The organism is Ruegeria sp. CDSB136 (assembly GCF_059610965.1).
On sequence record NZ_JBXWOP010000012.1, the window covers coordinates 133060 to 149656 of the forward strand.

General features: G+C 58.8%; 15 protein-coding genes. 5 read left to right on the forward strand and 10 right to left on the reverse strand.

Features of this window, described 5'->3' with window-relative positions; all coding sequences use genetic code 11:
- Window positions 1–16: 16 nt before the first annotated feature.
- From AC2FIR_RS14195 to AC2FIR_RS14240, 10 genes are all read right to left on the reverse strand, one after another.
- Window positions 17–1936 (reverse strand): beta-galactosidase, encoded by a 1920-nt coding sequence (locus tag AC2FIR_RS14195; RefSeq protein ID WP_496746309.1) that lies wholly within the window; start codon window positions 1934–1936, stop codon window positions 17–19.
- Complete coding sequence (locus AC2FIR_RS14200; RefSeq protein ID WP_496746311.1) at window positions 1933–2793, reverse strand: SMP-30/gluconolactonase/LRE family protein; 861 nt, start codon at window positions 2791–2793, stop codon at window positions 1933–1935. Before AC2FIR_RS14200 ends, AC2FIR_RS14195 begins: the two co-directional genes overlap by 4 nt.
- The gene (locus AC2FIR_RS14205; RefSeq protein WP_170681339.1) at window positions 2790–3395 is read right to left on the reverse strand and encodes a 2-dehydro-3-deoxy-6-phosphogalactonate aldolase; all 606 of its coding nucleotides are present in this window, start codon (window positions 3393–3395) and stop codon (window positions 2790–2792) included. The genes AC2FIR_RS14200 and AC2FIR_RS14205 overlap by 4 nt, the downstream gene beginning before the upstream one ends.
- Window positions 3392–4285: a 2-dehydro-3-deoxygalactonokinase gene (locus tag AC2FIR_RS14210; RefSeq protein ID WP_496746312.1), complete on the reverse strand. Its 894-nt coding sequence runs from the start codon at window positions 4283–4285 to the stop codon at window positions 3392–3394. The genes AC2FIR_RS14205 and AC2FIR_RS14210 overlap by 4 nt, the downstream gene beginning before the upstream one ends.
- A 4-nt stretch (window positions 4286–4289) precedes the next feature.
- Window positions 4290–5057 (reverse strand): SDR family NAD(P)-dependent oxidoreductase, encoded by a 768-nt coding sequence (locus AC2FIR_RS14215; RefSeq protein WP_496746314.1) that lies wholly within the window; start codon window positions 5055–5057, stop codon window positions 4290–4292.
- Window positions 5057–6763 carry an IlvD/Edd family dehydratase gene (locus AC2FIR_RS14220; protein WP_496762578.1) on the reverse strand — a complete coding sequence of 569 codons (1707 nt, stop codon included), beginning with the start codon at window positions 6761–6763 and terminating at the stop codon, window positions 5057–5059. The genes AC2FIR_RS14215 and AC2FIR_RS14220 overlap by 1 nt, the downstream gene beginning before the upstream one ends.
- Window positions 6764–6821: 58 nt before the next feature.
- Window positions 6822–8162: an alpha-glucosidase/alpha-galactosidase gene (locus tag AC2FIR_RS14225; protein WP_496746317.1), complete on the reverse strand. Its 1341-nt coding sequence runs from the start codon at window positions 8160–8162 to the stop codon at window positions 6822–6824.
- Window positions 8159–9007 (reverse strand): carbohydrate ABC transporter permease, encoded by an 849-nt coding sequence (locus tag AC2FIR_RS14230; RefSeq protein WP_170619379.1) that lies wholly within the window; start codon window positions 9005–9007, stop codon window positions 8159–8161. The genes AC2FIR_RS14225 and AC2FIR_RS14230 overlap by 4 nt, the downstream gene beginning before the upstream one ends.
- A gap of 1 nt (window position 9008) precedes the next feature.
- Complete coding sequence (locus AC2FIR_RS14235) at window positions 9009–9932, reverse strand: carbohydrate ABC transporter permease (protein WP_170611206.1); 924 nt, start codon at window positions 9930–9932, stop codon at window positions 9009–9011.
- A 100-nt stretch (window positions 9933–10032) separates the two neighbouring features.
- Window positions 10033–11292, reverse strand: a complete 1260-nt coding sequence (locus AC2FIR_RS14240) for an ABC transporter substrate-binding protein (RefSeq protein ID WP_170611203.1) — start codon at window positions 11290–11292, stop codon at window positions 10033–10035.
- 140 nt (window positions 11293–11432) lie between these two features.
- On the opposite strand from AC2FIR_RS14240, the gene AC2FIR_RS14245 reads away from it, so the two are divergent.
- From AC2FIR_RS14245 to AC2FIR_RS14265, 5 genes are all read left to right on the forward strand, one after another.
- Window positions 11433–12239, forward strand: a complete 807-nt coding sequence (locus AC2FIR_RS14245) for an IclR family transcriptional regulator (protein ID WP_170611200.1) — start codon at window positions 11433–11435, stop codon at window positions 12237–12239.
- Window positions 12236–13294: an ABC transporter ATP-binding protein gene (locus AC2FIR_RS14250; protein ID WP_496746319.1), complete on the forward strand. Its 1059-nt coding sequence runs from the start codon at window positions 12236–12238 to the stop codon at window positions 13292–13294. Before AC2FIR_RS14245 ends, AC2FIR_RS14250 begins: the two co-directional genes overlap by 4 nt.
- Before the next feature lie 173 nt (window positions 13295–13467).
- Window positions 13468–14427, forward strand: a complete 960-nt coding sequence (locus AC2FIR_RS14255; RefSeq protein ID WP_170807605.1) for a dihydrodipicolinate synthase family protein — start codon at window positions 13468–13470, stop codon at window positions 14425–14427.
- Window positions 14418–15350 carry a 4-hydroxyproline epimerase gene (locus AC2FIR_RS14260; protein WP_170807606.1) on the forward strand — a complete coding sequence of 311 codons (933 nt, stop codon included), beginning with the start codon at window positions 14418–14420 and terminating at the stop codon, window positions 15348–15350. Before AC2FIR_RS14255 ends, AC2FIR_RS14260 begins: the two co-directional genes overlap by 10 nt.
- The gene (locus tag AC2FIR_RS14265) at window positions 15347–16588 is read left to right on the forward strand and encodes an NAD(P)/FAD-dependent oxidoreductase (protein ID WP_496746322.1); all 1242 of its coding nucleotides are present in this window, start codon (window positions 15347–15349) and stop codon (window positions 16586–16588) included. The genes AC2FIR_RS14260 and AC2FIR_RS14265 overlap by 4 nt, the downstream gene beginning before the upstream one ends.
- Window positions 16589–16597: the final 9 nt, after the last annotated feature.

Genomic DNA, 16597 nt, shown 5'->3' on the forward strand with positions numbered 1-16597 from the left:
CCGCCGCCCGGACAAGTCAGTCTTGTTCGGGCGGTTTGCGATTTAGGATGATCACATCGCATCCATCAATTACATGGCCGTTCCAATCCACGGGATCAGCGTTGTAGTTGATCAGGATCTCGTGATCCGCAGTTTGGCGGCGGCGCAGGCCACGTGGCATTGGTTGCAAGGACAGGCCAATCTCTTGAGCGGCCAAAGCAATCACGCGGTCCCAAAGGGCCTCGTCCGGAAACCCCGCCAGATACCAAAGCCCATCAGCGCCTTTCAGCGCCGGGGACTTGTCCTGAAACAGAAGCAGATTGGGGGCGTCCCCTGACACGCGGTCGACCCAGTGTTTCGCAGCTCCGCCGCCGACGACCGCGCGGTCAACGTTGGGGGGTAGCGTTTCCACAAGGTCAACATTGCAACTAAGTGCCTTCAGGCCGGGACGGCCTGTCTGGGGTATTTGAAATTCAGATGTGATTGCCCCTGTTCGGGGCCCGAGGATGGCAAGATCACAGCTTTCCGACAGCCTGCTTTCAAACCCGTCATCCAGCGCTGCCAGACCGGGCGCAAGGATCAGCCTGTACTTTTCCGCGACCTTGTCCGCTGAAGATATGAAATCAACAGACAACCCAGCACGGCGAAGGGCGCAATAGGCCGAAAAAACCAGCCGAAAGTAATCGAAACCGGCACCTTGCGGCTGTGTTTTCCAAGCCCAGTCCGAGGCGTAGTCGAACACGATTGCAACTGGGGCAGGCGATTGCCGCACTTCCCCCAACCCGGCCAAAATGTCTGCCGTCCGCCTGACTTCATCCAATGCAGGAGCGGGGCGATTGTCAGGTGTCAACAGACCGGCATGCATCTGTTCCTGCCCGAAGGGGGCCTGCCGCCAACGAAAGTAGCTGATAACTTCGGCACCATGGGCAACGGCCTCAAGGGACCAAAGCCGAACCATTCCGGGCAGGGGGGCCGGATTATAGGGGGCCCAGTTCACCGGTCCGGGTTGTTGTTCCATCACCCACCAGCGCCCGCGCCCAACGGCACGATAAAGATCATGGTGAAAGGCCTGCATGTCCGGATCACCCTGCTGCAGAAACGCAGATTTATGATCCTCATCCGCTTCAAGCCTGTCAGACAGAAAACCGATGGGATAGCTGTCCCACGTGGCGATATCGAGGTCTTTGCCCACCGCGAAATGGTCGAACTCCAACACGCGGCCCATGTAGTTGTGCAGCAATGGTGCATCCGTCAGCGGACGCAGTTCATCTACCTGCACCTTATTGAAAGCCGCGACCTGATCAGAACTGAAGCGACGAAAGGCCAGCACATGCGCCGGGTTCGGCTCGGTCACCGTCAGGTTTGGAAGGTCGATCTGGTCGAATTCACTGTATTCCATTGACCAGAACACGTTACCCCAGGCTTCATTCAGCGCGTCTATGCTCGTGTATTCGGCGGCGAGCCAAAGGCGGAACGCCTGCAAGGCCGCCGGACTGTAGCTGATTGTGGTGTCATGACAGCCGTATTCGTTGTCGATTTGCCAGGCCACGACATGAGGATTGCGCCCGTACCGCTCACCCATGATCCGGGCGATGCGGCCGCATTCGTTCGCGTAACCCTTGTGACTGAAGCAATAGTGACGCCTTGATCCAAACTTTCGAGGGTTCCCCACAGCGTCCACTGCCAGCATGTCCGGATGACGGTCCAGCATCCAGCGTGGTGGTGTTGCCGTTGGCGTACCCAGAACAATCTTCAGACCGGCCGAGCCAAGCGTTTCAATCGCCCGGTCCAGCCAGTCGAACTGCAATTCTCCCGGGCGGGGTTCCATCCTACTCCAGGCGAATTCCCCGATCCGAACCCAATGCAGGCCGGCCTCGATCATGCTTCTGGCGTCTTCTCGCCACATCTCTTCGGGCCAATGTTCGGGATAATAGCAAACGCCCAATTCCGGCTTCATAGGATGACCCGATATTCTGCCCTACCCTGACCAGCGCCGCGGGCGGCGAAGGTCATGCCATTGGTGGGTTGTGCTTCGATTGCGTTCGTATCCAGACCCTGGCGGGCCGTTGTGCAGAACAAAGTGGTCAGGTCTTGACCACCGAATGCGGGGCACGAGGTGTGGGCGGCCGGAACGGAAACCGCGCGGAGAAAACTGCCCTCGGGACTGTAAACAGCGACACGGCCAGCCCCCCATTGCGCGATCCAGATGTTGCCTGCGGCATCCGTTACGGCTCCGTCAGGGTTCAGCCCGGCTTCGCGAAAGTCCAGAAACACCGAGCTGTCGCCAATGGGCCAACCGGTTTTGCCCTCCAGTTTCCAACGACGCACCTGCCCGGCAGCGGTGTCCGCGAAATAGGCGCAGGACCTGTCAGGTGCGAAGCAAATCGCGTTCGAGATTGTCACGTCCGGGACCAGTTGCCGCAATTCACCCCGCCAATATCTGTAGATCGCCCCGGCGCCGTGTTCAGCGTTTTTGCCCATGGTCCCGATCCAGAACCCGCCCCATGGGTCAGCCCGCCCGTCATTCGAACGTGTCACCGGGTTATCGGTTTCAAGCGGTGTGACCAGTTCCTTTCTGCCATTGCTCAGGCCAAAGCGCCACAATCCCGTTTCCGACGCAATCAGTAACGTGTCAAGATCCACCCAGCCAGCTGCAGAAACATGTTCGGCAAGATCCCAGCTTTTTTGCCCGGATTGATCCCTTGTCATCAGGCATCGGTTAAGGATGTCAAACCAGAACAACTGCTGCCGTTCCGGATGCCAGAGCGGCCCTTCGCCCAACGCGCAGGGACGCTCGTCATAGATTTCGGTCATTCCACGGCCTCATCATACGCCGCCACGATCTTTCCGGCGCGGTCGGCAATCTCCGTGACGCTCATTCCGGGTTTGAACAGGGCTGATCCGATTCCGAAACCGTCCGCGCCTGCCCTGATCCAGTCCCGGAAGTTGTCCGGGCCCGCTCCGCCGACGGCAAATACCAGTGTTCCGTCGGGAAGGACAGGGCGCAACGCTGCCAGTCCTGTGGGACCGGCAAGAATGCCGGGAAACAGTTTCAACCCGGTGGCGCCGGCGCGAAGTGCAGCGAATGCCTCGGTTGGTGTGTAGACGCCCGGCCAGCTTTGCATGTTCAGCGCAACGGATTTGCTGATGACATCCACATCGCAATTCGGGGAAACGATCAGTCTCCCGCCTGCGGCTGCAACTGCCTCGGCCTGTTCAGGTGTCAGCACGGTTCCTGCACCGATAAGAGCGCGACCGCCGAAGGTGGCGGACAAAATGCGGATGCTCTCCAGCGGGTCAGGAGAGTTCAGGGGGACTTCGATCCGGTCGATACCGGCCTCAAGCAGCGCTTGACCAACTGGGACTGCCTCATCCGGGCGCAATCCGCGCAAAATGGCTATGATCGGACGGCTCATGCGGTTTGCCTCGTGAGTTGAAGCGCTTGAGCCAGACCTGCCAGTGTTACTAAAGTGGCGTCCGCCGTTTCCACAAACGCACCTTGTAGCTGTAGCGCCTTGGCGTAAACCTCTGATGGTCCTTCCGCGCCAATGATGGCCAGTTGTTGGCCCAGCCAGTAGGGGCGCGTGGCTGCAAGTTCCGCACCGATCAAAATACCGGAAAGGCGCGCGCGCGCCCCGTCCTTGCCCTGGCCATGCAGTAGGTCAGCCGCGCGCAGGCCGAATAGACGGGCCGCCATCTGCTCCGGCTTTGAAAGGGTGTCTGATAAGGCTTCCGCAAAAGCGGCCTCATCCCAGCCGGTGCCAACCGAGTGTTGCAGGACCGATTGCCCCTGAAGCAGATCAAACATTTCGCCGGTCATGAACGTGCGGAAACTGACGACCTCGCCAGAGCTGACCTGAACCCATTTCGTGTGTGTCCCGGGCAAGCAAATCACACCGTCCCAGTTTGGACGTGTTGCCAGAAATCCTGCGATCTGGGTTTCTTCGCCGCGCATGACATCGGCGGGATCGCTCTGTTTTAGTCCCGGCACCACAAACGCGCGAATACTCGGATCAGTGTCCGGCACACGGATTGGCATTTCCGGAAGCGGCGCGGACGGAACCGCAGAGTAGGGGGCCTCGACCCAACCCTGCCTGGCGCCAACCATGCCGCAGGCAACCACATCGGTCGGACCAGCGCCAAGCCAGCCTCCAATCAGGTCCAGCAGGGCCTGCTGAAAATCGCGCCCCGCAACACGTGACATGCCCCGGTCGGATTGGGCGTGATCCAGTACGGAATCGCCTTGCATTGCCCAGGCGCGCAGATGGGAGGTTCCCCAATCAACCGCGATCCATTCTGTGTTCATGTTCTCACCCCGTAACAACGACGCCGCCATCGACCACCATGCACTGCCCCGTCATCGCGCGGCTGGCGTCCGAAGCCAGAAACAGTGTCGGCGCAATCATGTCGTCCGGTGTCAGGTGTTCTTTCAGACATTGGCGCTCCATATGTGCCGCCAAATCCTCGGGCGTGGCCCACATGTCCAGCTGTTTCTGCGTCAGAACCCAACCGGGGGCCAGCGCGTTCACGCGGATTTTCTGCGGACCCAACTCGCGCGCAAGCGACCTTGTCATCCCGGTGATCCCGGCGTTCGATGTTGTGTAGATCGGATATCCCGCGTTGCCCATCATGTAGCTGATTGAAGAGAAATTGATGATCGACCCGCCGGCATCCTGCATTTGCCGCGCGGCCTCCTGACAGGCGAAGTAATAAGCCTTGAGGTTCACCTCGATCATCCAGTCCCAGAACTCCGTGGTGGTTTCGGACAGTCCGTGCCGTTTGTCGTTCGCGGCGTTATTGACCAGCACCTTGATCGGCCCGTAAGCCTCGGCGGCTTTTGCCATGGTCGCGTGCAGCAACTCTGTATCGGTGATGTCACCTTGCAAAAACAGCGGTGCGCGCCCGTGCTTCTGGTGCATCTCGTCGACAAAAGCGCTGGCGTCCGAGCGGCCAATGAAGGCAACATTTGCGCCCTGTGCGAGGAATCCGTCGGTCAGGGATGCTCCGACGCCCGATCCGCCGCCGGTGATGAAAACGGACGCGCCGTTGAGGTCGTGGAATGTGGCGGCTTGGGTCATCAGTGGCTCTCTCGGGTCACAAGGCGGGTGTCTTTGCCGACAAGGAAATCAAGGTCTGCCCCCTGATCAGCCTGTAGCACGTGGTCGATATAGAGTTTCGCGTAGCCGCGGGAATACTGGGGGTCGTCCGGTTGCCACGCGGCGTGGCGGGCGTCCAGTTCCTTTTCATCGACCAACAGTTCCAGTTCGCCTTTGCTGGCGGAAACCCGGATGCGATCACCGGTTTTGACCAAGGCCAGCGTGCCTCCGGCCTGCGCCTCGGGGCTGACATGCAGGATGACAGTGCCATATGCGGTGCCGGACATGCGGGCGTCGGAAATGCGGATCATGTCGCGCACGCCCTCTTTCACCAGCCTGGCGGGGATCGGCATGTTGCCGACCTCGGGCATCCCCGGATAACCTTTGGGGCCGCATCCTTTGAGGACCAGAATAGTTTCGAGCGTCACCGGCAGATCGTCGCGGTCAATATTGGCTTTCAGGTCTTCGATATTTTCGAAAACGTATGCCTCGGCCTCGGTTTCCAACAGCGCATCGGTCGCCGCCGAAGGTTTCACGATGGCCCCGTTCGGCGCAAGGTTGCCGCGCAGAACGCGCAGGCCCGCGGCGGGTTTCACCGGATCGTCAAAGGGGCGGATGACGTCTGTGTTGAAACATTCGGCCCCTTCGTAGTGGGCTGAGATGTCTTTGTTCAGCACCGTTTTCGCCGGGCGGAGGAAGGGTTTCAGTTCGGACAGAACGACGGGAACGCCACCCGCATAGCAGAAATCCTCCATCAGGTATTTACCCGACGGCATACAGTTCACCAACAGCGGAATCTCGGATCCGATTTCGAAATCCTTAAGGCCCAGGTCCACACCGACGCGACCCGCCAGCGCCAGCAGGTGAACCACCGCGTTGGTCGAGCCGCCCACGGCGGCATTGGCAAGAATGGCGTTCTCGAACGCCTCTTTGGTCAGGATGTCCGAGGGTTTGAGGTCTTCGTCGACCATCTCGACGATCCGCTTGCCGGTCAGATGCGCCAGCGCCATGCGGCGGGCATCCACGGCGGGCAGGGCGGCGTTGGTGGGCAGCGACATGCCCATAGCCTCGACCAGAGACGCCATGGTCGACGCCGTGCCCATGGTCATGCAGACGCCGGCACTGCGGGACATGCCGGATTCTGCGTTCATGAAATCCTGCAGGGTCATTTCCCCCGCGCGTACAGCCTCGGAGAATTTCCACACGTCGGTGCCGGAACCGATATCCTGCCCGCGATACTTGCCGTTCAGCATCGGGCCCGAACTGACGACGATCGAGGGCAGATCAACCGAGGCCGCACCCATCAACTGGCCCGGCGTGGTCTTGTCGCAACCGCCCAGCAACACGACGCCGTCGATGCCATAGGCGCGGATAGATTCCTCGACATCCATCGCCAGCAGATTGCGGAACAGCATGGCGGTGGGCTTCATCTGGGTTTCGCCCAGCGACATCACCGGGAATTCGACGGGAAAGCCACCGGCCTCCCAAACGCCGCGTTTCACGCCCTCGGCCAGATCGCGCAGGCCTGAATTGCAGGGTGTCAATTCAGACCAGGTGTTGCAAATGCCGATGATTGGGCGCCCGTCAAAGGCATGATCAGGAAATCCCTGGTTTTTCATCCAGGAGCGATGGATGAACCCATCTTTGTCGAGTTTTCCGTACCAGTGTTGTGAGCGGCGCTTTTTCATTTCTTGTTTTGCTTTTCGTGGTTCGGGTTGGGTTTGAGTATTTGTGAAAAGATGAAGGTCAGGCCGCGCGGGCCGGGCGGCACCATTCGGGAAGCCAGTCGGAATGGGCAGTCAGCAGATCGGTGACCAGGCTGCGGATCTGCCGCAGGTCCAGTTCCGCTGCGGTGTGTGGGTCCATCATGGCCGCGTGATAGATATGTTCCGGGTTCTGCTCGGTCAGGGCGCGGACGGTCAATTCCTGCACGTTGATCTGAGTGCGCATCATGGCGATCAGTTGTGGCGGAATATCAGCCACAATCGAAGGCTGAACACCGTTGCTGTCCACCAGACATGGCGTTTCCACCGCCGCGCCCAATGGAAGTTGCGGAATCTGGCCGGTGTTTGGCAGGTTGCCGTAGGCCGTATAAGGTTCGTCTGTGATGATGGCGTTCATGAGGTCGGCGGCGAATTCGTGACTGCGGATCACGTCTATGTTGCCCCCATCAGTCAGAGTTTTTGCCTTCTGCTGCCAATCGGCGATCTGTTCCTCGCACCGGGTCGGGTATTCGTCCAGCGGAATCGAGAACTGCTCGATCAGATCGTCGCGCCCGTCCTTGATGAACCACGGAACGTATTCGGCCAGATGCTCGGAGCTTTCCGTGCAGAAATAGCCCAAATGGTCCATCACCTCGTAGCGTACCTTGTTGGGGCAACGCGGCATCAAAAGAGGGGCTTTGGGAAGCTTCCCGGTGGCGTAGCCTTGCCGCAGAGCTGGGTAGAGATCGCGCCCCTCGTACTCGAGCCGCAGGAAGAAGGCGACGTGATTGACGCCGGCCACCCGGTAGCGGATATCGCTTTTGGGCAAGTCCAGATCGTGGGCCAGTTCCTCGACCGTGTTCTGGACCGAATGGCAGAGGCCAACGTGTTTCAGCGTCGGGAATCTTTCCGCCAGGGCCCATGTATTGATCGCCATCGGGTTGACGTATTGCAGCAGCGTCGCGTCGGGACAAAGCTGCATCATGTCCTGCGCCACGTCCAAGAGAACCGGAACGGTCCGTAACCCGCGCATGATGCCGCCAACCCCCAGCGTGTCGGCGATGGTCTGACGCAAGCCGTATTGCTTGGGAATCTCGAAATCGGTGACAGTGCAGGGCTGGTATCCCCCGACCTGGAACGCGGTGATCACGAAATCCGCCCCATCCAGGGCCGACCGGCGGTCGGTGTGGGTGGAAACGGTCGCGCCGGTTCCAACCGAACGGATCATCGCCCTTGCTACGGCCTCGCTTTCCGCCAGGCGCACCGGGTTGATATCCATCAGTGCAAAATGGCTGTCGGCAAGCGCGGGGGTCAGCAGCGCGTCGCCCACGATGTTTTGCATGAAGATCGTGGAACCCGCGCCGATAAAGGTAATTTTGGTCATTTGACAGCTCCGAGGGTCAGACCCGCGATGAAGTGTTTCTGCATGAGGAAGAACATGGCCACAGGCGGCAAAGCGGCGACGATCGAGCCTGCGCTCATCAACTGGTAGGCGGCCCGGAACTGAGCGTTGAAACTTGTGATACCGGCTGTCACGGGCTGGCTTTCTGCGCCTTGGGTCAGTACCACGGCCCAGAAGTAGTCGTTCCAGATGAACGTGAAGATAAGGACGCTGAGGGCAGCGATAGCGGGTTTCATCAGCGGTAGGACGACGTACCAGAAGATGCGCCATTCGCTGATACCTTCGACACGGGCGGCCTCGATCAGTTCAAAGGGCAGGGCGCGGATGAAGTTGCGCATGAACAGTGTGCAGAACCCGGTCTGGAAGGCGATGTGGAACAGGACCAGCCCCGTTTTTGTATTGTAGAGACCCAGTTGCAGCGTCAGGTCGCGCACGGGAACCATCAGGATCTGGAACGGCACGAAGTTGCCCGCAACGAACATGAAGAAGATCCAGATGTTTGACTTGAATTTGTAGATCCCCAGCGCAAACCCCGTCATGCAGCTGAGCGCGACCGCTCCGATCACCGTTGGGATGGTGATCATGAACGAGTTCAGCAGATAGCGCGGCATGTCCGAGTTGAAGAATACCTGACCGTAGTTGAACGCGCCTTCAAAGCTGGAGGGCATGCCCCAGTAGTTTGCGTTGGTGAAATCCGCTGCCGGTTTGACGGAGAACAGCGCGACGGCCAGCAATGGTCCCAACCACAGAAGTAGCGCCAGTGGCAGCATGGCCTGATAGGTAATCTGCGCCGAGCGGGGTTGTTTTTCGATGGGTTTGGGAAACATCTCAGTGCCCCTTCTCTTCGCGGTACATTGACCAGAGGAAATAAGCGATGAAGCACAGCATGATCAGGAACAGGATGACCGCGATGGCCGCGCCGTACCCCATGCGGAAGCCATATTCGGACAGGGCGACCTCGAACATGTAGTAAGCCAAGACGCGGGAGGAGCCGAAGGGGCCGCCCTGAGTCATGATTGAGATAAGGTCAAAGCTGCGCAGAGCACCGATGATGGTGACAACGAAGGCGATGAAAGTAGCGGGCCGCAGTTGCGGCAGGATGATGTGCCAGAGCATCCGCATGCCTTTGGCCCCATCAAGACGCCCGGCTTCGATCTGTTCGGGGTCAACGGCATTCAGGCCGGTGAGGTACAAGATCATGCAATACGCGGTTTGAGGCCAGAGGCCCGCCAAGATGATGCCATAGGTGACAAAACGTTCGTCTCCCAGGACATTCAGGGGTCCGGCGCCGAAAAAGCCCAGGAACTCGTTGAGAAGTCCGAAAGTCGGATCGTAGAACCATGTAAAGACGAGGCCCACAACTACCTGAGAGATGACGAACGGGAAGAAGAAAAGCGACTTGTAGAGGCGAATGCCCCAGACCGTCTGGTTCAGGAACAGCGCAATGAACAAGCCGGCGGGAATTGCAGCCAGATACAGGATCAGCCAGATCAGGTTGTTTTTGAGAGAGATGTAAAATGCATCCCGGTCAACCCATTCCCAGTACAAATCCTCGTAGTTGCGGAACCCGACATATTCAGCCGCACCAAGACCGTCCCATTCATAAAGCGACAGGTTAAAGGACTGAAACACCGGAATGATCACATAGACCATAAAGAACAGCAGGCCGGGGGCCAGAAACAGCCAGGGCGCGATGCGCTGCTGATTTCTGTGAAACCAGCTTTCCTGTTCGGGGACGTCGACGGCAGACATGCGGATACTCATGGTTTAGGTGGAAGGAGCAAGGCGAGTTGGCACCCGCCTTACACAGGTTCAGGTGCAGGCCGGGCGTGTGCCCGGCCCGACGACCGGATTAGTTTTCGTAAATGCGCTCACGTGCGCGTTCCAGCTTGGCCAGGATACGGTCCAGATTGTCCGGTTTGACCATGAATTCCTGGAAGCCTTCCATAGACACTTTTGCCATTTCCGCCGGTGCATCCCGGTCCCAGAATTGCGCCACGCCGCCCGGGCTGTTCGACGACAACATCTGGAAGCCCTGCTGGAGGAACTTGTCATCATCCACCGAGGATTGTGCGTTCACCGGCAATTGCCCAAGGTTCGAGCCATTGTTGATTTCAGTCTGCTCTTCCGCAGAGACCACAAAGCGCAGGAACTCACGCGCTGCTTCCTTGTTCGATGCATTCGCAGGAATGTGGAATGTATCTGTCGGGGCATCTTCAGCCATTTCGACATCAGGGTTGATGGACACGAACTGGTAGAAGTCCAACTGATCGTCGGTCAGGCCGCCATCCCTTAGCGGCGCGACAGCGAAATTCCCCATCAGATATGCAGCCGCTTCGCCGTTTACCATGAAGGGCAGGGCCTCTTGCCAGCTGTAGGTCTGGTGATTGTCGATGAACGCGCCCATGTCGATCAACTGTTTCCAGTTGGCGAAGGTTTGCTTGACCCGGTCGTCTTCCCAGCTGATTTCGCCATTGGCAAGCTGGTTGTGGAAGTCGAAGCCGTTGGTGCGCATATTCAGGTAGTCGAACCAGCCGCCTGCGGTCCACAGGAATTTGGTGCCGATGGTATAGCAGGCGCGGCCTGAGTCGACGATTTTCTGGCAGTTGGCCAGTTCCTCTTCCCAGGTGGTGGGTTCGCTAAGGCCCAACTCATCAAAGATGTCTTTGCGGTAATAAACTCCCCACTGGTAGTAGGTGTAGGGTACACCCCATTGCTTGTCATCGATGGTCATCGCGCCCTTGGTCGAGGCGAGGTTTTCAGCAATCTCAGGCTCGGCCCATAGGTCCGAAACATCCTCGAACAGGCCTGCTTCGACGTAAGGCTTCATGCGGTTGGCGGCATACCACGTGGCAACGTCCGGCGTGTCGGCGGTCAGGAAGTTGCGGATTTGCGTCTTATACGCCTCGCGGTCGATCACTGTGGTTTCGATTTCCAGCCCCGGGTGCTTTTCAGCGAAGCGGCCGATCATCGCTTCCATCGTCGCGCGCGGCGCCGGGTTGGATGTGTCCAGGAAAATCCGCAGCTCACCAGTGAGTTCGGCATAGGCCGGAACGGCAAGTGCAACGCTCATGGCCAGCGCGGCCGTTGTGCGCTTGTAGATGGAATGCATGGTTTCCTCCCTTAGCTTCCACATTTAGGTTCCACATAGTGAAACTTAGTTTTATATATTGAAAACTACACATCGACTCGGTTAGTCTTGTCAAGACCCACGTGCTGTCGGCCGTGGGCAAACGGAGGAGAAAAGCGCCCGTGGCAGGTGAAGGAACAATTGGGAAAGCATGCGATGTGCTGGATCAGGTGGCTGCATTCGGACGCCCGGTCCGTTTCGCGGAGCTGCTGGACAACAGCAGTTTCCCCAAGGCGACGTTGTACCGGTTTCTGCAATCGCTGACCCACCAAAGGATGTTGTCCTACGATCCCGACCGTCAGACCTATGCACCTGGCCTGAGGTTGGTGCGGTTGGCGCATGATGCCTGGACCCAAAGCTCACTGGCCCCGATTGCCCGCCCGTTTCTCGACGCGCTAAGTCAGGAAACAGGGGAAACAGTTCACCTTGCACAGCTTGATTCCAGTCAGGTTTTGTATGTCGACAAACGTAACGCAGCGCAGCCGGTCGAAATGTTCTCGCAAGCTGGCAAAGTCGGCCCCGCATACTGCACAGGCGTCGGCAAGGCGATGTTGGCGCATCTGGATGACGAGGCGTTGACCAAGGCGGTGTCGCAACAAAGCTATCACCGGTTTACCGACAAGACACTGACCTCGGAACAGGCGCTGCGCGCGGATCTGGAACTGATCCGGCAGCGCGGATATGCGATCGACGATGAAGAGCACGAGCCCGGCATCATCTGCATCGCATGCCCGATCCTGACTTCGGGCGGGCGCATGTTGGGCGCAATTTCCGTAACCGGTTTCACGGAACGGATGGATTTCACCCAGCTCGAAGCCTGGATTCCCCGTGTCCGCCATGTGGCCGATCAGATCGGCGCGGAAGCTCAGGCATGGCAATTCCCAGAATCCCGTAGGACCACCCGCAAAGACAGGATGCATGCGACATGACCGGAGTAACTCTAAACGGCGCGATCAAGCGCTACGGCCAGACACAGGTCATTCACGGCATAGATCTTGAGATCGAAGATGGTGAATTCTGCGTATTTGTGGGTCCGTCAGGTTGCGGCAAGTCCACCCTTCTTCGCATGATCGCCGGGCTTGAGGAAACGACCGAAGGGCAAATCAACATCGGTTCGCGGGATGTAACCCATATGGACCCGGCAAAACGTGGCGTGGCAATGGTGTTTCAGACCTATGCTCTCTACCCGCACATGTCGGTGGCGGAAAACATGGGCTTCGGTTTGCGCATGAATGGCGTCTCGAAAACCGAAATCGACAAGAAGGTGCACGAAGCATCGGAAATTCTGAAGCTGGACCAGTACCTGAAACGCAAGCCGAAGGCTTTGTCGGGTGGCCAGCGGCAAAGGGTGGCCATCGGGCGCGCCATTGTTCGCGGGCCCGAAGTGTTCCTGTTTGATGAGCCGCTTTCGAACCTCGATGCCGAGTTGCGGGTCGAGATGCGGGTCGAGATTGCGCGACTGCACAACGAAATCGGCGCGACGATGATTTATGTCACGCACGATCAGGTCGAAGCGATGACCATGGCCGACAAGATCGTTGTGCTGCGGGACGGGCGGATCGAACAGGTCGGCGCTCCGATGGATTTGTACCGTGATCCGGACAATCGGTTTGTGGCCGGTTTCATTGGCTCGCCTGCGATGAATTTTCTGGAATGCGATGTCGTTGATGGTCAGGTCAGTCATCCTGCACTCAATCAGTCGATTCCGGTTACAGCGTCCGTGCCTTCGGGGGCCGACAAGGTCACACTGGGCATTCGGCCAGAGCATATCCAGATTGATCGCGGCAGCGAGACCTGCACCGTTGACCTGACCGAAGCGCTTGGCGGGGTGTCGTATTCTTACCTGGAAACGCCAAATGGCGACCGGTTGATTGTCGAAGAACGCGACGATCAACGCAGCACGCAGGGCGAACGAATTGGCATATCGGTCCGACCTGACCGCGCATTACTGTTCGACCCGGAAACCGGGCAGCGCCTGCGCTGAATCTGACACCCGAACCCTGATCAAACAGCGCGTCGAGCCACCGGTTCGGCGCGTTTTGCTTTGGTGCAGAATTTTTATGGATTTTGTATCCAATATCCGTTATTTCGATTCGAAACGGCTCTGACCTGATTTCCTCCTGCCGTACGAAACGCTGCTTCCAAAGGATTTGCCCCATGCCAAAAAATGTCTTCACCGGCACCATGCCCGCCCTCATGACGCCCTGTACACCGGACCGCAAACCGGATTATGACGCACTGGTCCGCAAGGGTCAGGAGATGATCGATGCAGGGATGTCGGCGGTTGTCTATTGCGGTTCGATGGGGGATTGGCCCCTGCTGACCGATGAACAGCGGATGGAGGGGGTCGAGCGTCTGGTAGCCGCCGGACTTCCGGTTGTCGTGGGCACCGGGGCCATTAACACAAAATCCGCCGTGGCCCATGCCGCCCACGCGCAAAAAGTGGGCGCCGCCGGCCTGATGGTGATCCCGCGCGTTCTGTCACGTGGCAGTTCGCCGGCGGCGCAGAAGAACCATTTTAGAGATATTCTTACTGCGGCGCCCGACATTCCTGCCGTGATCTACAACAGCCCCTATTACGGATTCGCCACCCGCGCCGAGTTGTTCTTTGCGCTGCGGGCCGAACACTCCAATCTGATCGGGTTCAAGGAATTCGGTGGCAAGGACGATCTGCGCTACGCAGCAGAGAACATCACCAGTCAGGATGACAATGTGACCCTGATGGTAGGCGTCGATACCGAAGTCTTTCATGGCTTTGTAAACTGTGGCGCGACCGGTTCGATTACCGGAATCGGCAATGCGCTGCCGCGCGAGGCGCTGTTGCTGGCGGCGTTGTCGCAAAAAGCCGCCACCGGAAGCGCCGAGGCCCGTTTGCGCGCTCAGGAATTGACCGAGGCGTTCCATGTTCTTTCCAGCTTTGACGAAGGCCCCGATCTGGTGCTCTATTACAAGCATCTGTTAGTGCTGAACGGTGAACCGGAATACCGCCTGCACTTTAACGAAAGCGATGAGTTGAATGATGCACAGCGCAACTATTGTGAACAGCAGTATGAACTGTTCAAAAGCTGGTTCGCCGACTGGTCAGCGCAGGGCGGGGTGATCGCTGAATGCATGTGATCGACAGCCATACCGGGGGCGAGCCCACGCGGGTGATCCTGGATGGCGCACCTGATCTGGGCAATGGCCCCATGGCCGAACGAGCCCGGCGACTGGCGACCGAGCATGAGGAGTTTTACCGCTCCATCATGCTCGAGCCGCGCGGGCAACCGGCCATGGTTGGCGCATTGCTGGTCGAACCGGTTGATCCGACTTGTGTGACCGGCGTGATTTATTTTGACGTAGACGCGGTGCTTGGCATGTGTGGTCATGGCACCATTGGTCTGACCGTGACATTGGCCCACTTGGGTCGGATCGGGCAGGGCACCCATCGCATCGAAACTCCTGCGGGGGTGGTGACGGTCGAATTGCATGACGCAAACACGGTGACCGTCACAAACATCGAAAGCCGCCGGGTACAGCGCTCAGCCACCCTGGACGTGCCGGACAACGGGCCAGTGACGGGCGATCTGGCTTATGGTGGCAACTGGTTCTTCATTGTCGATCCCAGTCCAATTCCGGTTTGTGTCGGGAATATCGCAAAGCTGACGAACATGGCCGTCGCCATCCGCGAGGCTTCGATCGCGCAGGGTATTGGCGGCGAACGGGGTGAACCGGTTGATCATGTAATCTTTCAGGGAACGTCCTCGACGGATGGTGTGTACAGCCGCAACTTTGTCCTGTGTCCGGATGACAATTACGACCGCTCGCCCTGCGGCACCGGTAGTTCGGCACGGCTGGCCTGTTTGGCGGCGGATGGAAAACTGGCCCCGGGCGAGGAGATCGTGCAGGAATCTGTGATCGGAAGCACCTATCGCCTGTCTTATCAGCCGGGCCCGAATGGAGGTGTCATACCCTCGATTACCGGGCAGGCCCATGTCATGGCCGAGGCGAAGCTGATCTTTGCCGAAAATGATCCGTTCAAAGACGGGATTGCGACGTGACGCATTCGGACGTGGTGATAATCGGTGCCGGTGTCATCGGCATAACAACTGCGCTTGAGCTGCAGCGTCGGGGTCATAATGTCCGCGTGCTGGACCGCGAAGGCGTCGCGGCGCAGGCTTCTGCCGGCAATGCCGGAGCGTTTGCCCTGACCGAGGTCGAGCCGCTGGCGACGCCGGGCATCATGCGCAAGGCACCTAAATGGTTGCTGGATCCGCTGGGGCCTTTGTCAATTCCCCCTGCCTATGCCCTGCAGATCATTCCTTGGATGATGCGGTTCTGGCAGGCCAGCCGTCCGCGCCGGTATCACGAGCTTCTGGCCGCACAGGCGGGCCTCATGCGCCTGTCGGGCGCTGCGCTGGAGCGTCTGATTTCGGACGTCGATGGCGAGGCGCTGATTCAGCGGGATGGTCAGATGCAGCTTTACGAAGGCGAGGCAGAGTTTCGTGCCAGCCTGCCCGGATGGGAAACACGCCGCCGTCACGGGATCGCGTTTGAACTGCTGGAAAACCGTGAAGCCATTGCCGAGTTGCAGCCTGGTCTCAGCCCCCGCTTTACTCATGCCGGTTTCACACCGGGTTGGATGAACACGGTCGATCCAAAAACTTGGGTAGGCCATCTGGCGCAAGCGTTTCTGGATCGCGGCGGCCGGATCGAGCAAATGGAGATTCGCGCCGTTACTCCCCGGGACACATCGGTGCAACTGAGCCATGCCGGTGGAACGGTTGAGGCCGACAAGGTTGTCGTCGCTTCCGGTGCGTGGTCGCATGAACTGGCGCGCACTCTGGGCGATCACATCCCTCTGGAGACCGAGCGCGGGTATAACACGACCCTGCCCGAGGGCACCTTCGATCTGCGGATGCATCTGACCTTTTCCCGCCACGGATTCGTGGCCAGTCGCATCAACGGCGGCGTGCGCATCGGGGGTGCTGTCGAGCTTGGTGGGCTGAAACTGCCACCGAATTACCGGAGGGCGGAAACCCTTTTGCAAAAGGCGACGCAGTTCCTGCCGGGGCTCAGGACCGAAGGTGGTACGCAATGGATGGGATTCCGCCCGTCGCTGCCCGACAGTATTCCGGTGATTGGCCCTGCACGCCGTTCACGCAATGTGATCTATGCGTTTGGCCATGGTCATCTGGGTTTGACCCAGTCAGCAGGGACCGCTGAAATGGTTGCCGACATCCTTGTCGATAATACTCCTGAGATTTCCCCTGATCCCTTTTCTGCCACCCGGTTTTAAGGAGCCCTC

Bases quoted from the DNA above. Each gene is read 5' to 3' on its own strand.
- AC2FIR_RS14220 (WP_496762578.1), bottom strand. From the start codon at position 6,763: ATGAAAAAGCGCCGCTCACAACACTGGTACGGAAAACTCGACAAAGAT.
- AC2FIR_RS14205 (WP_170681339.1), bottom strand. From the start codon at position 3,395: ATGAGCCGTCCGATCATAGCCATTTTGCGCGGATTGCGCCCGGATGAG.
- AC2FIR_RS14235 (WP_170611206.1), bottom strand. From the start codon at position 9,932: ATGTCTGCCGTCGACGTCCCCGAACAGGAAAGCTGGTTTCACAGAAAT.
- AC2FIR_RS14200 (WP_496746311.1), bottom strand. From the start codon at position 2,793: ATGACCGAAATCTATGACGAGCGTCCCTGCGCGTTGGGCGAAGGGCCG.
- AC2FIR_RS14225 (WP_496746317.1), bottom strand. From the start codon at position 8,162: ATGACCAAAATTACCTTTATCGGCGCGGGTTCCACGATCTTCATGCAA.
- AC2FIR_RS14240 (WP_170611203.1), bottom strand. From the start codon at position 11,292: ATGCATTCCATCTACAAGCGCACAACGGCCGCGCTGGCCATGAGCGTT.
- AC2FIR_RS14210 (WP_496746312.1), bottom strand. From the start codon at position 4,285: ATGAACACAGAATGGATCGCGGTTGATTGGGGAACCTCCCATCTGCGC.
- AC2FIR_RS14215 (WP_496746314.1), bottom strand. From the start codon at position 5,057: ATGACCCAAGCCGCCACATTCCACGACCTCAACGGCGCGTCCGTTTTC.
- AC2FIR_RS14260 (WP_170807606.1), top strand. From the start codon at position 14,418: ATGCATGTGATCGACAGCCATACCGGGGGCGAGCCCACGCGGGTGATC.
- AC2FIR_RS14255 (WP_170807605.1), top strand. From the start codon at position 13,468: ATGCCAAAAAATGTCTTCACCGGCACCATGCCCGCCCTCATGACGCCC.
- AC2FIR_RS14230 (WP_170619379.1), bottom strand. From the start codon at position 9,007: ATGTTTCCCAAACCCATCGAAAAACAACCCCGCTCGGCGCAGATTACC.
- AC2FIR_RS14195 (WP_496746309.1), bottom strand. From the start codon at position 1,936: ATGAAGCCGGAATTGGGCGTTTGCTATTATCCCGAACATTGGCCCGAA.
- AC2FIR_RS14250 (WP_496746319.1), top strand. From the start codon at position 12,236: ATGACCGGAGTAACTCTAAACGGCGCGATCAAGCGCTACGGCCAGACA.